Below are 19,196 nucleotides of genomic sequence, written 5' to 3'. Positions count from 1 at the left end.
GAGAAAATTCCTATTCTGTTTTAAATAGTATCAAATGTAGCAATCTTAGCAGATGCAACCTGATTCATGTAATATTTGTAGAGTGATTTGTAGGTGTCACTGTTATAGTGAAGTCCGTCACCTGTTGAAAATCCATTATTCTGAAGGTATGAATAACCATCAAGCCATCCGATTCTGTCATCAAGACCTGCCTTAAGTTCCTTATTAAAGCTCTCAATGTCATCATTAGTGATTGTAGGATAATCGCTTACAGGTGTTACAGCTGCGTAATAAACAGTTGCGCCGGAATCTATCCAGGAATCAACCTTGTCATTAACAAGATCGATGTATTTCTCTACATTATATAAATCATTAACACCATAGTTGATAATGATTACGCTTCCCTCGCCGACATTCTTATCTATCTGGGGAATAGCTTCGTTAGAAAAGAAATTGTAGCCCTCTCCAACCTTGGCAATCCATTCATTTTCATCCTTATCAACTGCCTGGCTCATCTGAACCGTGCGGGAATCTCCTGCAAAAATGTATTCAGTACCGGGTTCTGCTTCCTGAAGATAGTCGCAGTTCACATAACCGACCTCATCTCCTATCATGACCTGATACCATCCATTATCAGTTTTTCCGAGGCATTTGACTTTAGTATCTCTCTGTATCTGCCCCACCTTATCAAAATCTTTACCTGCTCCGCTTCTTATATTAACCTTCTCTGTGGTATACAGATTCTTTTCATCCTCAAAGACTGTGATCTTATATTCTGTTACGCTGGAATTCTCTTCAGTAAGATTGATAGCCTTTTTACTGTCAGAGTTATATGTGTTATTTATCACTTTTGTGGTATTAACAATTTCTCTGGCTCCTGCCATCTGCTTATCAGCTGTAACTTCCACCTTTTCTGCTTTTACGAGGGATGTCATATGTCTATCCATCTGAAAAGCTGCATATTCAGCTATGAGCACTGCTATCAAAAGAAGTGATACGGCGAGAATGATCCTCTTTACCGGAGCTATACTCTTAATTTTTGTGTTCCTGCTACCTGTCATTTTCATATTCAGAATACTCCTTGATTAAAAACGGAGAAACAAGTTTATAAGGTTACAGATTATCTTGAACATCATTTATCATGCAAATATTACTTATCATTAAGAATGCTTTCTATATGATAAATAAGGGAGCTTCTTGCTCCCCATAGTTCGAGATATTACTCCTTTTTTACAATCTCGTCAAGTTTTTGTAACATTTATTTTTTATTCTTCCTTATAATCTTGTGGAATATCAGGTAGAGTACCCATAGAATTCCCCAAATTATCCAGCCTATAGCTCCTCCCAGAGTATTTGTTACAATATCATCAACCTCTGCAAATCCCAGCTTTAAAAAAAATTGCGTATTTTCAATAAAGCATGATAAAAATGCACAGGTAATCACACAGATCAGAGGATTTCTGAAAATCCTGAAAGCTCCCGGAAGCAGCATTCCCATTGGAATAAACATGATTATGTTTTCAATAAAAAGTGCTTTCCTTAATGTAGTAGTCCCCCATGAGGACCACAGATGGAGATTTACTCCGTCAAACTGTCCCGGCTCTCTGCTCATGAAAACTATAAACAATAAAGCTGTAAGATATATCAGAAGGGCAAAAACTGCCGTGGCATGTCCAAGGCTCAGACTCCTCTTTTTATTTATTATTTTATGTATAATTGCATATAACAAATAGATTGCCCCATAAACAAGGGCAATTGCTAATCCTACATGCGTATATTTTGTCATTCGCTGTATATCGGAAAGAATTCTTCTTATGAGTGCTTCATTCTCCCCAATTATTTCCAAAAGTATCATTTTTTATTAACAACTTCCCTGGCATATATCACACACTGTACAATATTTGAACGCTGTTCCCTGGTAAGGATATAGCTTACGCCAAAGTTTTTCTTTGCTCCTTTGTAAAAATCGGTAATAGAGTCAGCCCCGGCCGCAATAGCATTGCCTCTGCGGTCAAGTGCAATTACCGTCACCGGTACATAATCCACGTTTTCATCTGACGAGTTGGTCACATCAGCAGAAAGTGTAAAATATCCGCTTGCATTGCTTCCATACATAATATTGGCAATATCAAAATCCTTACGTGGATCTCCGATGCATTTTTTCACATCAAGATCGGGCATTATAAAGTATTCATTAACTCTGTAAAGCGAAAGGCCGGGATACTCTGCCTTTTTTGTTGAAGTGCCTTCTGTTGCACTGTCTGATGCTCCTTCATCTGTGCCGTCAGCAGAATCCTCAGACTCTCCCTCTTCAGAAGAATTATCTGCATCTTCCTCTGTCTGGGAACTGCCTTCTGCACCACTTTCAGACTCTGTTTTTTCATCTGAAGAAGCTGCATCTGCTTTTTCACTGTCATCTGCATCAGTCTTCTCACTGTCCTTATCATCGGACTTTTCGGCTGCGGCATCATCAGTGCTGTCTGTTTTGGATGTATTCTCTTTATCATCTGAAGAGCTGTCTTTGTCAGCAGCGTCAGTTTTCTTATCATCCTCACCGCTTTTTCCTGCATCTGAATTACTGTTCTTTTCATCGGCTGATTTATCAGAACTGCTGTCAGAAGTAGATGCTTCCTTTACATCTTCCACGGGTACATTATCCTTGACATTAGCTTTACCCTTGGGAGATGATGTGCTCTCATCATCTGCAGGTAAAAGCTCTGTTCCACCGCTCTTATCACTATCATTAATAGAAGATGTTCCGGCACCCTCTGCAGCAGACATCCTTACCTCTGCGTCCTTGGTAATGGTGAGCGCTGAAGTGGTAAGTCCCTCCTCCATGAGCGCCTTTTCCAGCTCATCTATATCTATGGCATTTACATCCTCGCCATTTGATGAAGACTCTGCGCTGCTGGCTTCTCCGGGATTTGGAGTGTCACCTGTAAGCTCATCCGCTTCAATAGTTACGCTGTCTTCCCTTGTTTTAATATGTCCATAGGGCACATAGAAAAATCCTTTTTCACCGGGCGCAATAACATCCGGTACAGCTCTTACAAAATCATATGAATCCACAACTTCAAGATTTCTGTCCTCTATATTAAATACGGAATCTCTTCCCAGATAAAGATTGCTCTGACCAACATTTTCAATTGTCACAACCGCATGAAAACCTGAGTAAAGCCCGTCATCCTCGTATACAAAATTGGTGCCTGTTATACGATAGTCTATATTCTCGGCAGCATCCTCTCTTATTAAAACAGTACTTCCATCGCCGCCGTCCCAATTTTCATTCTCATTATATCTGAATATCCAATTGCCTTCACTATCAAAGTACTTGGAGCTGTCCATGGCCTCTTCCTGGGTAGGCGCTTCATTTACCTGCTCCACCGGCTTGTCAACCGGATTATTCTTTCGATACATATAATAAGCACCGAAAATAAAGCCTCCTAAAAGCGTTACTATCAGTGCAAAAGTTGTTAGTGCGTACTTCATAATGCTCCCCTCATTTATCGACCTATGGATACCGCTTACGGTGAATTCCTCAGATCAAACATTTTTATCATAATTGTTTTGCCCCTACCATTTATGATTTCAATATTATCGTAACAAACATCCACAACGTGTTCAATAATGGTTTTGCTTTTTCGAAATTTCACAGAATAAACACAAACCTGTCACTGTTTCTTACGAATTAAGCTCTATTATAAAGATGTAAATTGAAAGAAGATTATCTCATCCCCCTCATAAGAAAATTTGTCGTGACTAAAGCTGCCGGGTATCGTGGCAATACCCGGCAGTTTTATTTATGCAAATACACTTTCGAGGTCCTTTTGATCCCGGTGGAGCTTACTTACGCAGAGCACTCAGTGATTTTGGTCTCTATCAAGGTAATTCCTTATTACAGTCTGCGCCTGCGGGCTTTGATATTGTATTTTCACCTCCGTGTTTGCTCCATTTATTCCCTCAGTCTTCATACTGCCGGTTTTTATTCCATCGCCTTCGTTATTGCTGCTGCGATTACTGTTGTTCTGATTGTGTGAGCCCTTCTGATTTGGTGTTGTATTAGCAGCGCTTTGATTCTGATTTTGTTCATCATTATTTGGTATATTATGTGCTCTCCACTGCTCTACGCTCACATCTTCAGGAATTATCTTTACGTACCCTTCCGTGGTATATAAAACTTTTCCCTCTGAATGATCCTCCAGGAAGTCCATATGCATGGCCTTCTTTTTGTTATCATTTTTCTTTTTGGCAGACTTGTTCGAACTCTTCTGCTCAGTTTTTAATTTGTCTTCAACCTCTGCCTGTGTAAGGCTTCTAAAATCCAGACCGCTCTGCTGGAAAACTGTATTTGCAAGGGTCTTGTCCTTATAGAACTCTTCTAAAACAAATCCCTTAATGTCATTTTTCGTAATGTCCTCAGTTACTATTTTGCAGTCATTTTCTGTTTTTCCGTTCAGATAAAAATCTGCCGACTGTCCTGCCAGCAGGATTACGGTCTTACTTTCGCCCGACCTAAGACTTGTTATCTTGCAATGAAGACTTCCCTCAAGAAGACAGACCCGTGTATGCCTTGCATCCAATACCTCAACCTGGGCGCAGGTTCCCCTGATCGACATAGTCATATTAGATGTTCGAATATTAAAAATCTCATTTTCCTCAAGTGGATTAGTTACATTAAAAAACAGATTTCCGGAATTCAGGAGTACCTCATATTTACCGCTGCGCTTTCTGACCTCTGCCCTGGTGAGGGAATCAAGCTTTACATGCTTGGCACTGTCAAGATTCACATAGGCACTGCTATCTGAAGCCGTTGAGATGGTTGTCCCGTTTGCAAGTCTCATTTTGGAAGTAGCCTGTTTCTTTTTTCCGTTATAGTCGATGACATTTACCGTGCCTGTACCACCCACAAGCCTCATTGCATTTTCGGTTTCATTTTTGGTCTCGGCTACAACCTCGTCTCCTGAAAAGATGATAATAATGAAGAGCGCAACTAAAAGCGCAAGTATCCTTCTACCTGCGCGAGCTGCCTTATATATCGTATAATCGTATACTCCCCTCATAGCGCCACCTTTCCCAAACGCCTTTTCTCTATAATAAATGATACGATATTCTGATAATAAATGGTATTAAATAAATGTTATTTTTTTATAAAGCCGTTTATTCAAAAAAGCTCCAATAGTTGCTCCTTTAATGCAAAAGCATTATCAGTTCTGTATCTTCGTTCTACTATATGTAATAAAATCTAATTTTAACTAATTTACCAACAAGTTAATAATATCAATAAAACTAGAATTTTACTGCTTCCAAGACACTTCGCGGAAACAGAATCTTTCATTTCTTTTTATGTTTTATTTACAAATAAATTACGTAAAATCGGTTAGAATATCATTAATTAGCATGCTTAATCCAATCCGCAAAATACAAAGAAATTATAGTACCTGTAAATATATCCATACCATATGAAATACACTGTTTTACGTTCAGAATCCAGGAGGTATCAAGATGCGTAACAAACTTCTATCTCTTGTCATAGTGATGACTATGACACTCAGTCTCCTTACCGCTTGTAACAAACAAGCTACTGATTCCAGCGGTGAAGCACCTGCAGCAGAACCGAAAACAAATGAAGCTTCCGTAAGTTCAGGCAACGCTGCCTCTTCTTCCTGGCCATCTACATTGACCAATTCTGTTCACAATAGTGCCGCTCCGGACTGGACAGAATATAATCAGCTGATCTTCAATATCAAAAATACTACTGATTACAATGAGCGTGAGGTTATGATGCACCGGGCTGAGGATATCCTCATGTCTACAGGCGCCGTTGTGCCTCTCTATTACTATAATGATCCTTATCTTCAGAAATCTTCCATCACCGGAATCTATTCATCCATTTTTGGAACCAAATACTTTATGTATGCATCCGGATGTCCTAACAATGCATTAAGAGTCAGTCTTTCATCTGATCCAACATATCTTGACCCCGCCCTCAACTCTTCCGTTGATGGTGCATGTCTTGTTGCCAATACCTTTGCCGGACTCTACACCTACAACGCAGATGGCGAGTGCATCCCCGCCCTGGCAGACGAAGCTAATCCCTACGAGGTTTCAGAGGACGGCCTTAATTACACATTCCATCTGAAAAATGATCTCAAATGGTCTGACGGCTCACCGCTTACAGCCTCTGACTTTGTGTACTCCTGGAACAGAGCTGTATCCTCTTCTCTCAGCGCAGACTATGCATATATGTTCAGTAACTTCGCAGGCTACGATGATGGCAAGGTTAAAGCAAAAGCTGTAGATGACACAACACTTACCTTTAGCCTCACATCACCCTGCGCATATATACTGGACCTCATGGCCTTCCCCATCTTCTTCCCGGTAAATCAGGCCTGCGTTGAAGCTGCTGATCCTGATGGCGTCAACCCCGGTGCATGGGCAGAGTCCGTAGGATTTGTAGCCAGCGGCGCATTCACACTTGCATCCTGGGAACCTGGTGTAAGCATGGTTTATGTGAAAAATCCTTACTTCTATGACGCTGAAAACGTAACAATAGATCAGCTTGTATTCCTGTTATCTTCCGATGAGGAAGTAATTTACAACGCTTATAAAAATGGCGAGCTGGACTTTGCAGATTCTGTTCCCACAGAGGAAATTGCAGGCTTTATTTCATCCGGCAATCCGGAATTTATAATAGCTCCAAGCCTTGGAACCTACTACTTCGCATTTAATGTAAACAGTCACATGTTTGATGGCAAATCCTCAACACAGGCAGCTGCCATGAGACGTGCAATCGGACTACTTATAGACAGAAATTACATAGTTGAAAATATCGGTCAGACAGGTCAGGTTGTTGCCACATCCTTTATTCCCGCGGGAATGCTGGATGGTAATGGTGGTGTTTTCAAAACAAGCGATGACAAATACAAATTCCCTGACGCATCATCAACCGGATATTTTCCTGCTGAAAAAACCGAAAATTCCGTTCAACAGGCAAAATCCCTGTTCGAGGAAGCAGGCTTTAAGTTTGGCTCTGATGGCAAGCTTTCACCTGACACACCTCTTGCCTTTGAATTCCTTACAAATGACAGCCAGTCACATGTTCTTGTAGCAGAGTCCATCCAAAGAGACCTCGCTGAAGTAGGTATTGAAGTGACTATTGTTAAACAGGATTGGAATACCTTCCAGCAAAACCGCAAGGATGGTAATTATGATGTAGCCCGTGAAGGATGGCTTGCAGATTTTAATGATCCAATAAATATGCTTGAAATGTTCCTTACAGACTCCGGAAACAATGACCCTCAGTTCGGCAGAGAGCCGCTTGATGAAGAAGAATAAGGAGGGAGACACTAATGTTTAAGAAAACAAGTTTACTATCTAAGATGCTCCTTGGAATTATCCCTGCTGTAGCACTTGCACTTATTCTTGTAACAGCAGTCAGCGTAAGCAGATCCTCAGAAGCTATTGCGAATCTGACCTCACAAAAAGCAGAGGAATCCATTCTTGCCAGTGTAAGTGACATAAATGCGACCCTCATGACTCTAAGGTCTACCGCCACAACCCTTGCAAATACAGTAGGCGGAACCTACAGCTCTACAGACCTTGACGTTTATCAGGCTATTTTCAAGAAGGCTATCCTGTCAAATGAAGTTATATCAGGAGCCGGTATATGGTTTAAACAAGGCGTTTATGAGCACAAAACCTATTCAGGTCCATATTGGTACAGAAACGGAGATACAATTACTTATACCGATGAATATTCCAATGCCGACTACGACTATTTTAACCAGGAATACTATATGGTAGCTTCCTCATTAAAGGAAGGCGAGTCAAACATTACCAATCCATATTATGACCCTTCAAGTGACAAAGTAATGGCAACCTGCTCTGCTCCTATTTACGACGTTGCAGGCTACTATTCAGGCTGTATTACTGTTGATACCTATCTTGATTCAATTCAGAGCATGGTATCCGGTATATCACTTGGACAAAATTCAGTAGCTATACTTCTTGATTCAGCAGGAGTATATATCTACGACGAAGATGATTCCAAGATTTCCTCCAGTGTCAACATAGCCAATGACCCTAACTCCTCTCTGGCAGCGGCCAGCTCAGAGATTATGGGCAATAACAGCGGAGTGACCTCATATGTTCAAAATGGAGAAGATTATCTCCTGTTTTATGGAACCGTGCCTGAAGTAGACTGGAAGCTGTGTGTTACACTTCAGAAAAAAGAGATGAATTCCACTGTGGATTCTATAAGATCCTTCCTTATCCTCATTTGTATCATCGCACTCATTGTATGCGTAGCTATCATTACACTACTTGCTCTGTCTATTGTTAAAAATGTAAACAGCGTTAAGGTATTCGCAGGAAATCTTGCAAAAGGTGACTTTACGATATCACAGATCAAATCAAGAAGTACTGATGAACTTGGACAGATGTCCCAGTCCCTGAACAACATGTATGAAAGTAACAAATCTGTTATCACACAGGTTTCCGAGGAATCAGGCAGAATCGGACAGGCTTCATCTAATCTGGGAAATATGGCAGAACAGCTCACCAATGATTTCCAGATAATCCAGAATAACATGACGGGCGTAAATGATGCCATGATGAGCGCATCGGCTGCTACAGAGGAAGTTAATGCTTCTATAGAAGAAGTAAATGCTTCCGTACAGATGCTCTCAGGTCAGGCTGATGAAACAAGAATTCAGGCTGATGATATTCAGCGTAAAGCCGCTGATATAGAAGAGAATTCCAGAAGGGCCAGTGAAAACGCAGCTCTCATAGCTTCCGAAAGAGAACGTGATGTGGAAGAAGCAAATGCACAGGCTGAGGTTGTTAAGGAAATTGGATCTCTGGCAGACTCCATAGCAGAAATTGCTGACCAGATTAATCTTCTGTCCCTGAATGCCTCAATCGAAGCAGCAAGAGCCGGTGAACACGGTAAAGGCTTTGCCGTTGTGGCTTCTGAAATCAACAAGCTTGCGGGAGATACCGCAGAAGCAGTTAGTCAGATTCAGGGCACCGTGGACAATGTTCAGGCCGCTTTTGCCAACCTGCTGAATGCCACCAATGAACTTTTGAAATTCCTCAATGAGACAGTTAAGGTTGACTATGATAACTTCGTTAATATAGCTCAGGAATACGGAAAAGATGCTGAATCCTTCGGCCGTCAGTCAAGCTCCATAGCAGAGATGGTAGCCACCATTCGAGGAGCTATGAACGAAGTAAGCTCCGCTATTCAGAACATAACAGAGTCCACTCAGGATACCGCCACCAGAAGCTCTGAGATTACAGATACGGTTAACACGGTATCAGGAGTTGTTGACAACGTCTCCGACATGTCAGTTTGTCAGCAGGAGATTTCAAAGACCTTGTCAGATGTTGTAGGAAAATTCAAGCTTGAATAAGTTCAAAATTCCCCACTGCACAATCCGCAGTGGGGAATTATATTAGCCTAGAAGTTCCAGCAACTGTTCTTTTGTCATATTTGTGATTGATTCACTGTCACCGCTAAGGATTGCATCAGCCAGATCCTTTTTGGCGTTCTGCATTTCAATGATTTTCTCCTCAATAGTATCCTTGGCAATGAGCTTGAAAACAGATACATTTTTCGTCTGCCCTATTCTGTGTGCTCTGTCGGTGGCCTGATTCTGAGCAGCCAGATTCCACCATGGATCATAGTGTATTACAACATCAGCCCCTGTGAGGTTAAGCCCTGTTCCTCCGGCTTTTAGAGAAATCAAAAATAAAGGGATATCATTTTCATTGAAATTGCGGACAAGCTTTATTCTCTCTTCTTTGGAGGTCTGCCCTGTTATCTTGTAATATTCTATGTGCTCTGCTTTTAAATCCTTTTCAAGAAGTTCAAGCATCGATGTAAACTGTGAGAACAGAAGTATCTTGTGCCCACCGTCGATAGCGCTCTGAACAAGTTCTATGCATGAGAGCCTCTTGGCGGATTCTCCTTTGTAGCCTGCGGTGATAAGCTCAGGGTCGCAGCATATCTGCCTTATCCTTGTGAGCTCTGCCAGAACTTTCAGTCTGTCTTTTCCCGACCTGTACTCCTCACTCTCAAGCACTTTTTTCATATGTGTAACCTGCGCGTCGTAAAGCTTCCTCTGCTCACTGTCAAATTTTGAATAACGGATTTCTTCTATCTTATCAGGCAGATCCTTAAGCACATCTCCCTTTAATCTCCTTAAAATAAAAGGTCCTACCATATTCCTAAGCTGTTTGGTTACTGCCTCATCCTTAAATTTTGTTATGGAGGTCTCAAAGTCAGTCTTAAACCTGTCATAGGTGTAGAGAAATCCTGGCATCAGATAATCAAAAATGCTCCAAAGCTCGCTAAGTCTGTTCTCTATAGGCGTTCCTGTAAGTGCAAAGCGATGTCTGCCCTTTATGATTTTAACCGACTTGGAGGCTGCTGCCTGGGCATTTTTTATATACTGAGCTTCATCTATTATCTCATAGTCAAAGGTATGCTTTTCATAATGAGCAATGTCTCTTTTCAAGAGGTCATATGAAGTAACCAGGACCTCCGGAAGAACTTTTTTCGAAAGGAGTTTTTTCCTCTCTGCCTGAGTTCCTGTCACGGTCTGGACTTCAATTGACGGCGCAAACCTTTTAAATTCTTCCTCCCAGTTATACACAAGGGATGCGGGACACACTATGAGAGCCGAAAGCTTCGTGTCTGTCCTTCTTTCTAAATGCTCTTTCCTGTAAAGAAGCATGGCTATAACCTGCAGCGTTTTTCCAAGTCCCATGTCATCAGCCAGAATTCCGCCAAAGCCCAGTTCCGATATCATGGTAAGCCACTTAAATCCATACTTCTGATAGCCCCTTAAAACTCTTTCAAGGCTCTTGGGAACATCGATGTCGGCATCTTTTATGGTGTTAAAATTCCTTACTATGTTTTTGAAATTCTTATCACGGTCTGCAGCTATATCATCATGTTCTTCTAAGAGCTTGTTTATGTAAACTGCTCTATACAACGGAAGATGGAGTTTTCCCTTAGTGAATTCCTTCACCGATACCCCCATGGCCTCCATAGTCATCATCAGCTCCTCCAGGGTATCATCTCTGTCAAGCCTGATGAATTCTCCATTCCTTAATTTGAAAAACTTCTTGTTTTTCCTGTAGCTTTCAAGGAGGTCAAGAAGTTCCTCCTCTGACATTTCCTCAGTAGTTACTTCAAGATTGAGAATGCCGCTTTCTACGGAAACACCAAGTCGCACTGAAGGAGTCTTTCTTATCTTGAGCTTTTCAAAATCCTTACTGGCTTTTATTTCGCCATATGCCATAAGGTCTTTTAAGCCTTCACTAAGGAGATCAAAAACATTATCACCGCTTTTTTCACAGAGGAAGGTCTCCCCGTCATCACTGGTAGTCGGAAGGTAGTGCATCAGGGTCTGCACTCCGCTCTGCTCGAAAGTAGTGTCGCGGGATACCGGAAGCGGATAGTCTGAATCCCTTAGTTCATGAAGGAAAATCTCCTCCTCACCATAAGTCGCTGAAACTCTGCCAATAATGTAATCCTCATCGGCATCCATATAAAAACTCAGCTTGCACTCAGGCGGCAGGACGCTCTCCAGTTTTAAATCCTCAGGTTCGATAACTTCTATGTCAGAGGATTCCATCATCTGCGGAAGCAGTCTGTAATAAAACTCGGAGATATTCTTTTCTCCTATGGTGAACTCAGAAAGACCATTATTCGCATTCTCTATTAAAAGCTCCATCATTGGAGATATCTTTTCAAGCCTTGTAAGTGTGCCGGTTTCATTGTCTATGGAATAGTTGTAGTTTTTACCCCTTATAATCAGAGGAACATAAGCTTCTACATAGAGCCCGTTGAACTGCTCTTCAGTTGAAGAAATATACACCTTTGCCTTTACGTTTCCGGATCCTATTTTGATTCTCCTGACCTCACCACCGCCTTCTATCCTGAGCCCGGAGATTTCTAGCATCTCACCATAGGCTATATCATAGAAGGTATCAAGATGCTCAGCTGACAAGTCTATCTCATCAGTAATAACGGAATAATCATCAGAAAAATAGTTTCGTCCCATCCCGTACTTGTTTTGTATATAGTCAGTCTCTTCTTTAACAGCTTCAATTATTGAATAGTATTCCTTAGATTTTTCATCAAAATCATTATCCATAAATGAAAGGATATAGCTTTTTCCAAACTTCATGCTCTTATGCTGTTTATGAGCTTCGATAAGTCTTGGAATGCTTTTAAGGACATACAGCTTTTCAATTCCTATCTTGAAGGAAACGGAGAGTTCAGGGTATTTATTATTGTAATTGATACGTATTCTTGGCTGCAGACGAACTATAGGCGTTGCTGTTATTGTGTCCTCAATCTTCTGAATGCTTGTCAGCTTTTTATATCCCTTTAAAATCTTATTTCCAATATAATCCGTATCGTCTCCGGGATTATACTTGGCTATATATTTATCCGCCAAAAGAAGAAGCGCTGTCCTGTGCTCACAGATTTCATCATACATGGAATAGTAAAAGCCATAAGAGCTTTTGGCTCTATGATCATATGTACAAAAGGAGTTCACTATTACAGACTGGGTAAACTCAACTTTTACAAAAATAGTTCTGTTATTCTCATCCCGGGATTCCCCCTCAAATGAAATAGCAAGTTCACCGCCATCAACATCATACCTGGAAGTGTATCTGAGATTTGTCTTTGTTATCGATATCCTATCCTCTTCAACAATCCGATATGCTTTCTCAATTGTGTGTGGGTCAATCCCACTGTTTTGCATAACCTTCCTTACATTAAAATAAGTCTTGCCCTCACCGGACTCTAATTCATCTTCAGGAACAGATAGTTCGGAATTCTCTGCTCCCCACTGATACATCACCGCTGCTTCATGTTTACAGAGTCTGCCACTTACACCAATAGGGCAACTGCATGTAAACATCAGATGCCCTATCTTTAGTCCGGCAACGCGAACATTGTATATATGTGTTCCAAGTACCCTTGCCATACAGCCATCTGCCGTCTGAACAAAGCCTTTAACTTTTCCTTTTCTGTAATATTCAATTCCTTTTCTGAGCGTTAACGAGTCAAAATAACTTGTCCAATCCATAGTCTTTCCAATCGTAGTTTATCTTTGTAAATCATTTCGGTTCTTATTTATTGACTTCTTGTGGGCATAAGCGGAATTAGACTGCGAGGAGCTATGACTTTTTGCGTAAAAAAGTGGAAGTCATAGAATTCAACAATTACCGGTATACACATATTTAAGATTTTCTCCTGCTACATCAGCCAAATGATACACCTGGGATACATCTGTAGGTTCCCTGTCTGTAAGCCTGAACCTTGGAAAAAATCTTGAAATATGTAAAGGTATTTCGTGACCAATATTTATGCCATCTGCACTCTTTAGCGATGCAATCCATGAAGACAGATTCCGCATTTCCTCATCACTGTCATTTTCCCCCGGAATTATCAGCGTAGTGATTTCCACATGACAATGCTTTACAGCTTCTTCTATAAATTCCATCACCATCTGCCTGCTGCCCTTTATAAAATCACTGTAAAAGGAATCGCTAAAGCTCTTAAGATCGATATTCATGGCATCTATATAGGGAATTATCTCATCAAGCACCTGCCTGTCGGCCATCCCGTTTGACACAAGAACATTTACCATTCCCTTTTCATGAATGAGCCTTGCTGCATCCCTCACATACTCATATCCTACAAGAGGTTCATTATAAGTAAAAGCAACACCTATATTTCCTTTTGATTTATATTCAAAGGCAAGCTCTGACAGATTTTCCGGAGACAGATATTCCGCACTCTCACTAAAACTGTATGCCTGCTCTGACCATGAGATTTCATAATTCTGGCAAAACGGGCATCTTAAGTTACAGCCAAAGCTTCCAACTGAAATAATCTTGCTTCCTGGCATAAATCTTGCCAGTGGCTTTTTTTCAATAGGGTCAAGAGCTATACTTGTTATCTTCCCATAATTAACAGGGACAACCTCTCCGTTAACTGCAGTCCTCACCTTACAAAATCCAAGTGAACCTTCTTCAATTTCACATTGTCTGTAACAAACCTTACATTTTGCCATAGTGTTTTTATTTCACCTCTTGCGATAGCTACTGATTTGACACTAGCATTGCTGATTGAGGATGAAGCAGCATATGTGCAATCAGACAAGCGAATGTGCCAGATAATTATTATTCGGTGTACTAGTGTAATGACATGTTGATATTTAATCAAAATACATCTATTAATCCGTGCTATTTCTTGGTAAAATAAAAGAAAAAAGCGCGGAGGCATAGTAATGGCGGGCAGACCTAAAAAGTATCACATCAATCTCACTGACGAAGAGTTCAAAAGCATCAAGTCTATAATTCGTAAAAAGAGTACAAGCAAAACACTAAGGACAAGATGCCAGATCATCCTTGATCTTGATGAGAATCATGGAAAAATGTTGTCATATGAGCAATGCTACAAATCGAATGGCGTCTGTCATGCAACAGTATCAAATACTGTTAAGGGCTATGCCACAAAAGGTATGGATTACTTAAAAGGTCTCAACAGAAATGTGAATTCCAATAATGCTCGCCGTAAGGTTGATGGACGAATTGAAGCTCAACTTGTTCAAATAGCTTGTAGTCCAGCACCTGAAGGTCATAGCAGATGGACAATACGCTTATTGGAAGATGAACTCAAAGTTGTTTTGGATACGGGTGAAACCATTAGTCGTGAAGCTATCCGTAAGGCTTTAAAAAAAACAAACTTAGACCTCACAAAAACTCCTACTACTGCATCCCAAAGAAAAACGACCCGGAATTCGTAGCAGCAATGGAGGATATACTGGATGTCTATGAAAGACCATACAATCCCTATTGCCCTGTAGTCTGCATGGATGAAAAGCCATATCAGCTACTCGGTGATGTGCGCGATCCACTTCCTATGAGACCTGGAAATGATGCGATTATTGACTCAGAATATCAGCGTAATGGAACATGCAGTATATTTGCTTTTGTAGAGCCATTAGGTGGCAAACATCATGCCAGCGTGCGAGAACATCGAACTGCTGAAGACTGGGCTGAAGAAATCCAATACCTTGTTGATGTTATGTATCCTGATGTAGAAAAGATAGTCCTTGTCATGGATAATCTGAATACACATAAAACTGCATCACTATACAAAATCCTTTCTCCTGATGAGGCTCGCAGGATAATAAAAAAGTTAGAAATACACTATACTCCCAAGCATGGCAGCTGGCTCGATATTGCAGAAATTGAGCTTAATGTCATGACAAGGCAGTGTCTGTCTCGTCGCATTCCGAATATCGATTTGCTCAAGACGGAACTCAGCGCATGGGAGAATGAGCGTAATTCAAATAAAGCAACTGTAGATTGGCAATTTAGAACATCTGATGCGAGAATCAAACTCAAATCGCTATACCCCGTTCTTTAAAGTGAGGAGCAACTTTGATTAATTATGAACATGTCAGTACACTAGTATAGTTCCGAAAGAATATGGTTCCAAATAGCTGTAGTAGGCTTAGGATTGTAATGTATCCCATCCTGAGAGATTTCAATATTATTACTTACATAGGAGTACAGATCGATGACCTTAATTCCATGAGAGCCGGCCCATTCTGTGATCTTCTGATTAAAAGAAATAATATACTGATTAGGATAATTTGTCACATCCCAATCCCCACTTAAATATTCGTCAGCAGTTGGGCCTACAGTGCAGATAACTAGTTTCTTTCCTTTACTTAATATCTCCTCATAAATAATCTTATATGAATCTACATCCTTATTATCATTGCAGCCGAGCCATGAAACTACAGTGTCGAATTCATCCGCTCCATACTGGTTCATTACATCATACATGTAGGTACACACACAGCCATCTCTGGCAAAAACTCTGATGTCCCCTGCTTTGTAGTCAAAGATTTCCGTGGCATCCTTATCAAACATGTCCACGGTTCTGGAATCACCAATAAAAAATATCCTGCCGTAATCTGATTGTTGCTGAGGTGTTTCTTGTTCCTGCGGTTCTGTACTATTCTCAGACTTTTGCTTCAAGTCTACTACTTTATCGTTGCCATTTTCTTCATGAGGTTCTGTATTTTGATTTTGCCTGGTTGTTTCCTCTTGATCTATATCTTTTTTAGAATCATTTTCGTCATTAGATGTTGTTATCTCAGATGATTTTTGTGCTGATTCCTTGCCTACTGCCTCATTTTGAACATTCTCTACGATAATTGAATTGGTGGAACTATCTGCTTTTCCTCCACACCCGGATAGCATCAGACACGCCAGCATGATAAATAAAATATTTTTTCCTTTTTTCATAATTCCCCTTACTCTATAGTAAACGGCATTGGCTTTTTCCAATGTCTTTTATAAATATCTTTTACTAATAACTTTTACAATATCTTTTACTAATGTCCTTTACTAATGTCCTTTGCTATGCTGTGTTTTGTCACTAAAATCAGCATATTTCAGGTTACTTATTTGACCCTTTCATCTACAATTACAATTTCATCTGCCAACACTCTGCACAGATAAAAAATAATTTCCACCCCGGCTAGTACTGCATCATTAAATGCTTTTGCAAATTCAGGGTCTGTAACATCATTCGGCAGCACCTCATCAATGCCCTCTCCCTGAATTACGAAGGCCACTCTTGCATGATAACCTTCTTTAAGCGCACCCGTTAATTCTCTCAAATGCTTTGCTCCGCGCTCAGTCGGAGCATCAGGAAAATACCCTTTTCCATCGATGAAAAGTGTGCATCCTTTAACCTCCATCAGGTATTTCTCATTCCCTTTTTCCATGTAAAAATCGATTCTGGAATTGCCATATTTATACTCAGGCTTCACCAGATTATAGCTATTTTGAGATAAAAGATACTCCTTAACCACCGCATTTGGTGCCTGTGAATCAATGTTGATAATTCGGCCATCCTTCTCCGCAGCAATCAGATCGTATTTCGTTTTTCTATCGGGATTATCTGATTTTTCCAAATAAACATTGCATCCCGGGATAAGCAATTCTTTGCATCTTCCGGTATTTTTCACATGAACGGTTTCTTCTTTACCACCAATGCTTACTTTTGCTATGAAACGGTTTGGTCTCGATATAAAAATCGCTGAAGTTACGTTGTTATATTTCATATAATGCTATTCCCCTTGTTGAAATGAAATGCACAGATACTTCTATTACTAATAACTTTATAATCATCTTATACCAATTTAATTTGAACCGTCTTATACAATTACTATAATCAAATAGGTTTCACGAGCCACTTCGGTGATAATACAGTTGATACAAGCACCAACATATCTGTAATGCTACAATCACCTTTAGGATCTGCCAGCATATTAAAGACTAAACAAGCAATTACTTCGTCATTTTCTCTGCTCTGGCAGAATGAAGTCTCCATTTTCATTAACACAAAGCATCAAATCAGCTAAAAGACTTTTATTAAGGCTGAGCCGGACATTAGCCATATCACTGTAGTCCACAAAATGCTCAACCTTATCTTTTGTATTCCCACTCTTAATTTTCCTGTCAATGAGTCTTGATCTAAGCATATTTTCATCTGCACTTATGAAAATAGTATAGTCAGCTAAATCTTTAAGTTCACGCCATCCATCTTCATTAAGCAGAAGATAATTTCCTTCAATCAATACTATGTCTTTGGTAATAGTAATAGCATTATCTACCGGATTATGCAGATGCCTGTCATAAGACGGCCAACCCACGGTAGCTTCCTGCAATATTTTCTCTAAATTCTGCTTCAACAAGTCAAGATCAAAAGTAACAGGTGCACCTTTGATCTCAACCATTTTTACCAATTTTCCATCTCTCTCCACAGAATGTGAAAGCAGATACTCCTGCCTTCTGTGAAAGCCATCCATTCCTATCGCCTGAATATCTGTCAGCTTTTCATCATCCTCCGACAGCTTCTGAAGAAAAGAAGCAAGAGTACTCTTCCCCACACCGGGCGGTGCCGCAAGAAACACAAGAATCCTTCTATTCTTCTCCCTCTGCAGATCAGAAAGCCTCTCTAACAAAGGATGAAAAATATTATCTATTGCATTTTCCGAATAATGGGCATCTACATCAATGCCATTGATATTTACAAAATATTCCATGATAAAAACACTTTCTGCCAAAAAGAATTATTTTCAGCTAAGTTATTTTCCCCAGTTGTAAATTGGTCTTCCCAATGTTTTTTCAACAATTTCCAATAGAATCCTCTTTAAACCACTATCCTTATGTTCTTTCAAAATTCTTGAAACTTCAGAACCATACAACTCATTCATATTAACAATGTACTTATCATTTCTATTCTCAAATACATTTGATTTTTTAAGCGAGCTATCCTGACTTTCCATAATTTCAGGTGGCATAGGCATCTTATTGGGAACCCATACCACTTTTATATCATTCAGAATTTCCATATATTTTAGCCAAATATCGTCCGAATAAAAACATTTGTCTAAAATCACTTTTTTATTAAATACCTGCTCCAAACCATTAAATATGTTAGGCGGTATCAATGTCCCTGCTCCAGTCGTCGCCATATACATATGACTGGGAGTTGTAGAAAAATCATATTCCCCCAACCAGGATGAATATTTGCTGATCATATCATCTGCATCAAGCTTCATCTTATGTACTCTTCTTGCAGATATACAATCAGGATGCTTTCTATAGGATTTTAACAACGACTCTATCAGGTCATGAGGATATACCAAATCATCATCAAGTAAAATCACTATATCATCCTTATATTCCTGAAGAGCATAAAAATACTTTTTATGTGGTCCGAGATTATCTTTAGCTTTCTTAAATTCCACTCCATATTTTCTTAAAGACAGCAATTCATCCGGCAATGATTCCTCTTCATCATCACACCAAATAATAATTTTATCCGGAAGAACACTCTGCAATAATATACTCTTTACAACCAGTGGTATTCCACTAAATCTAGGTGCATACGTTGTAAGTGAAACGACAATTTTATTCATTCTGTCTGTTTTTACAAGAACAGATACTTTGTCTTCATTCTCAACTTCCTGATACAACCTATTCTTTTTTTTCCTATAAAGTGGGTAACGGATTTTCCTATATATTTTATAGATCTTGTCCTTTTGTTGCATAGCACTTGCTAACTTATTCACTATTCCACTCCCCCAACTTCCCCT

At 40.0% G+C, this 19,196-nt stretch carries 14 protein-coding genes; 4 read left to right on the top strand and 10 right to left on the bottom strand.

Annotation, left to right across the window (positions count from 1 at the left end; translation table 11 throughout):
* Positions 1-20 precede the first annotated feature (20 nt).
* The 4 genes from T501_RS19900 to T501_RS03065 form a co-directional block, all read right to left on the bottom strand.
* A complete protein-coding gene (locus T501_RS19900; protein WP_049945780.1) occupies positions 21-1,046 on the bottom strand; it encodes an SH3 domain-containing protein in 1,026 nt (341 codons plus the stop codon).
* A gap of 191 nt (positions 1,047-1,237) precedes the next feature.
* A complete protein-coding gene (locus tag T501_RS19895; RefSeq protein WP_049945781.1) occupies positions 1,238-1,834 on the bottom strand; it encodes a VanZ family protein in 597 nt (198 codons plus the stop codon).
* A complete protein-coding gene (locus T501_RS03070; protein ID WP_026510583.1) occupies positions 1,831-3,468 on the bottom strand; it encodes an FxLYD domain-containing protein in 1,638 nt (545 codons plus the stop codon). The genes T501_RS19895 and T501_RS03070 overlap by 4 nt, the downstream gene beginning before the upstream one ends.
* A gap of 371 nt (positions 3,469-3,839) precedes the next feature.
* Positions 3,840-5,039, bottom strand: a complete 1,200-nt coding sequence (locus T501_RS03065; RefSeq protein WP_044913182.1) for a FecR domain-containing protein — start codon at positions 5,037-5,039, stop codon at positions 3,840-3,842.
* A 442-nt stretch (positions 5,040-5,481) separates the two neighbouring features.
* Here T501_RS03065 and T501_RS03060 point away from each other — a divergent pair, with 442 nt between their 5' ends.
* Both T501_RS03060 and T501_RS03055 read left to right on the top strand, forming a co-directional pair.
* Entirely contained in the window at positions 5,482-7,314 is a 1,833-nt protein-coding gene (locus T501_RS03060) for a peptide ABC transporter substrate-binding protein (RefSeq protein WP_044913181.1), read from the top strand.
* A 14-nt stretch (positions 7,315-7,328) separates the two neighbouring features.
* Positions 7,329-9,392, top strand: coding sequence for a methyl-accepting chemotaxis protein (locus T501_RS03055; RefSeq protein ID WP_044913180.1), 2,064 nt, complete (start codon positions 7,329-7,331; stop codon positions 9,390-9,392).
* Positions 9,393-9,434: 42 nt separating this feature from the next.
* On the opposite strand, the gene T501_RS03050 is transcribed toward T501_RS03055, so the two are convergent.
* Together T501_RS03050 and amrS are read right to left on the bottom strand one after the other, a co-directional pair.
* Complete coding sequence (locus T501_RS03050) at positions 9,435-13,091, bottom strand: DEAD/DEAH box helicase (protein WP_050008098.1); 3,657 nt, start codon at positions 13,089-13,091, stop codon at positions 9,435-9,437.
* Between the two features lie 129 nt (positions 13,092-13,220).
* Entirely contained in the window at positions 13,221-14,081 is an 861-nt protein-coding gene (gene amrS / locus T501_RS03045) for an AmmeMemoRadiSam system radical SAM enzyme (RefSeq protein ID WP_044913179.1), read from the bottom strand.
* A gap of 216 nt (positions 14,082-14,297) precedes the next feature.
* Between amrS and T501_RS03040 the strand changes: the two genes are divergently transcribed.
* Together T501_RS03040 and T501_RS03035 are read left to right on the top strand one after the other, a co-directional pair.
* Positions 14,298-14,816 (top strand): helix-turn-helix domain-containing protein, encoded by a 519-nt coding sequence (locus T501_RS03040; protein ID WP_044913177.1) that lies wholly within the window; start codon positions 14,298-14,300, stop codon positions 14,814-14,816.
* Positions 14,786-15,442, top strand: a complete 657-nt coding sequence (locus T501_RS03035; protein ID WP_155994774.1) for an IS630 family transposase — start codon at positions 14,786-14,788, stop codon at positions 15,440-15,442. Before T501_RS03040 ends, T501_RS03035 begins: the two co-directional genes overlap by 31 nt.
* 41 nt (positions 15,443-15,483) lie before the next feature.
* Here T501_RS03035 and T501_RS03030 read toward each other — a convergent pair whose 3' ends face one another.
* The 4 genes from T501_RS03030 to T501_RS03015 all read right to left on the bottom strand — a co-directional run bounded on the left by T501_RS03030 (position 15,484) and on the right by T501_RS03015 (position 19,172).
* A complete protein-coding gene (locus T501_RS03030) occupies positions 15,484-16,332 on the bottom strand; it encodes an SGNH/GDSL hydrolase family protein (RefSeq protein ID WP_044913174.1) in 849 nt (282 codons plus the stop codon).
* A gap of 158 nt (positions 16,333-16,490) precedes the next feature.
* On the bottom strand, positions 16,491-17,156 hold the full coding sequence (sfsA, locus tag T501_RS03025) for a DNA/RNA nuclease SfsA (RefSeq protein ID WP_044913172.1): 666 nt from the start codon (positions 17,154-17,156) through the stop codon (positions 16,491-16,493).
* A gap of 234 nt (positions 17,157-17,390) precedes the next feature.
* Positions 17,391-18,161, bottom strand: coding sequence for a nucleoside/nucleotide kinase family protein (locus T501_RS03020; protein ID WP_442856334.1), 771 nt, complete (start codon positions 18,159-18,161; stop codon positions 17,391-17,393).
* A 21-nt stretch (positions 18,162-18,182) separates the two neighbouring features.
* Positions 18,183-19,172: a glycosyltransferase gene (locus T501_RS03015; protein WP_044913170.1), complete on the bottom strand. Its 990-nt coding sequence runs from the start codon at positions 19,170-19,172 to the stop codon at positions 18,183-18,185.
* Positions 19,173-19,196: the final 24 nt, after the last annotated feature.

It is taken from the genome of Butyrivibrio sp. WCE2006 (assembly GCF_000701985.1).
Taxonomy (GTDB): domain Bacteria; phylum Bacillota; class Clostridia; order Lachnospirales; family Lachnospiraceae; genus Butyrivibrio.
The sequence above is the reverse complement of the archived record's forward strand: the minus strand, read 5'-3'. Positions and strand labels throughout refer to the sequence as shown.